At 64.4% G+C, this 2345-nt stretch carries 4 protein-coding genes; all 4 read right to left on the bottom strand.

Annotated features, from left to right (window positions below; genetic code table 11):
- A partial coding sequence (locus JX325_RS15485) for a relaxase/mobilization nuclease domain-containing protein (protein ID WP_374220645.1) occupies window positions 1-684 on the bottom strand: 684 nt, incomplete at its 3' end.
- Between the two features lie 87 nt (window positions 685-771).
- Entirely contained in the window at window positions 772-1122 is a 351-nt protein-coding gene (locus JX325_RS15480) for a plasmid mobilization relaxosome protein MobC (protein WP_374220644.1), read from the bottom strand.
- A 2-nt stretch (window positions 1123-1124) separates the two neighbouring features.
- Window positions 1125-1721 (bottom strand): hypothetical protein, encoded by a 597-nt coding sequence (locus tag JX325_RS15475; RefSeq protein WP_204791954.1) that lies wholly within the window; start codon window positions 1719-1721, stop codon window positions 1125-1127.
- A gap of 133 nt (window positions 1722-1854) precedes the next feature.
- Window positions 1855-2208, bottom strand: coding sequence for a cysteine-rich VLP protein (locus JX325_RS15470; protein WP_204791953.1), 354 nt, complete (start codon window positions 2206-2208; stop codon window positions 1855-1857).
- Window positions 2209-2345: the final 137 nt, after the last annotated feature.

The raw sequence follows: 2345 nt of genomic DNA, 5'->3' as shown, positions 1-2345 counted from the left end.
CACCTGGACCCCCGCCGCCTCCATCCGTTTGAGGAAGTCGGCAAGGTCGGCGGGCCGGTCCGCCAGGGCCCCGTCTATGATCCCTCGTATCTGCTCCTTGTAGGAGGGAGGCCGGGCCGCGCCCAGCCATTGTCCGTAGTGCTGGAATTTCCCCTTGCTGTGGAACTTGGGATTTTTGATAACGGACAGGTCATGCTCCAGGCAAATCCGGTCGGACAGCCGCCGCAGAGCGCGGGCGGAGCCTAAAAAATCCCGGTATTTCCGGGTGCAGTCCAGGGTGGTGGAATTGTAGTAAATGTGGACGTGGGGGTGGGGCCGGTCCGCGTGGGACACCACAAAGAAAGCGTGTTTCCCCTTGGTCCAGCGCATCGCCAGCTCATAGCCGATATTCAGCGCCTCCTCCGGGTCCAGCTCCCCAGGGGGGAAGGATTGGCGGATCTGATAGCACAGCACGTCGGCGTCCCGCTTTTGCTCCCGGCCTGTAATGGATTTGTACCGGGCCTTGCTCAAAAGAAATTCGCTGTCAGCCGTGAGGGGGTCGCACTCATAGGAGCGGATCAGGGCCCCGTCCAGGGTCTTTTCCGGGTTCTGGCCGTAGTCGAAGCGGTCCGACAGAGAGGCCAGGATCGACTTGTCCCCGCTGATATGGTGGGTTATAAGACGGGTCGTCGCCAGGGACAGCACCCCCTTTCAAAATCGGTTCTCCCCAGCTCTGGACACCGTGTCCAGAGGCGGGGACAGCCGGGGAGCGGCCTGGGCCGCTCCCAAGGGTCACAGGGCCACCACCTGGGCCAGCTTCTCCAACAGTTCGGAGAGAGGTCCCCACAAATCGGCGTAGTCCTTTTGAAGCGCCTGGAGCTCGTTGGGGTAGAGGCCGCCGTAGGTGTTCACATGGAGCGCCGCCTGATTGNGATTGTTGGCGCACCGNCGCTGGAGGGACACCAGCTCCCGCACCGGGGAAAGGTCCACCTGGAGCACATAGCCGTTGAGGGCCATTTTTCGCATATAGGCCCCCATGTTCAAAATCCCCACCTGGGCCATGCGCTCNTGGATNTGCCGCTGCTCCTCCGGCGTCACCATGACATGAAGATGAACAGAGCGGCGGCGTTTCTTTCCCGCCACGGCTACCGCTCGCCCCGGTCCGGGGCCTCCCTTTTTGGGCTGGGCGGGGCCTGCCGCTCCTGGGCCAGTCTGCCCGCCTCCTGCATCTGCCAGGAAATGGAGGGTTTCCGCTCCATGCGTTTCCCCACAGCCGGGTTGTCCTTGGAGGGCCGCAGCTCATAGTCCGCCATATCCTTTTCCGACAGGGGCCGCGTGTAGGTCAAATGCCCCCAGGCCAGGAACNCGCCGCCCTCCACGGGAACGCGCTGGCCGTAGTTTACGATCTCGTCCGGGGCGTTGTGCGGCGGCTTGGGGAATGTGCCGATGTCCACGGGCCGCTGGGTGGAATAATACTTGTAAAGGCCGGGCTCCTCCACCCACGTCACCTTGACGGAAAACTGCTGCTGGTAGTCCTCCACCCGCTCCGAAAGGTCCCGCGCCAGCGCGTCCCGGTCCATGCCGTAGTGCCCCCACTCGTATTGCCGCCTGCCGTGTTCGTCGTCGTAGCAGGCCCAGGTCACAAAGGGCTCCGGCTCCCTGGGACACTCCCCCAGGGCGAAGCCCCGGCCATTCTCCAGCATGACGACTTTTAAGATTGCGTAGCCTTGATTTTTGTCCATGTTGATCTCCTCCAAAATGTTGACAGTATGGGGCCGAAACAGGGGCGGGACGTGAAATGATACGGCCCACCCTTGTTCGGCGTCTGGAAAGCCTTGAAAACACTGGACTTTTGGGGGCCTAATTGTCAACAGGTCAGCCCCGCTTTTTCCGCATATGGTCCCGCTGCTGTTTCCTATGGGCGGCCTGGGCGCAGGCGGGGGAGCAGTAACGCCGCCGCCCGCCCAGGAGGGCGGGCCGTCCGCAGAGGGGGCAGGCCCGCGTCTCCACGGGTCCGGGGGCGGTCAGGGCGGCCTCCAGCAACGGGTCCAGAGGGAGAACCGCCGCCCGGAAGTAGCGGCATAGGGGCCCCGTCCAGGTTTTCCCCAGCATATAGCACTCGCAGTCCAAAGGCAAGCATCCCACGGCCCGGTCATAATTGGCGCACCACTTCACCACCAGGGCCCGGATCGCCGCCCGCTCCTCGCGGGTGAGCTCCCGCTGCTCCATGCCGTCACCTCCCCCCGCCGGGTCCGGCCCGGCTCCGCAGATAGGCCCGGAAGCAGGTCACGCACCGCAGACCCCGCCAGTAGGGGCATCCCTCGCACTCCGATCCCCTGGGGGCCTGGGCAGGCTCCGGGGGGCGG

Source organism: Oscillibacter sp. CU971 (assembly GCF_905219725.1).
Lineage (GTDB): Bacteria > Bacillota > Clostridia > Oscillospirales > Oscillospiraceae > Oscillibacter.
This window is presented reverse-complemented; position numbering and strand designations above follow the sequence as displayed.

Excerpts from the sequence above, each read along its gene's own strand:
- JX325_RS15470 (WP_204791953.1), bottom strand. The coding sequence starts at position 2,208 with ATGGAGCAGCGGGAGCTCACCCGCGAGGAGCGGGCGGCGATCCGGGCC.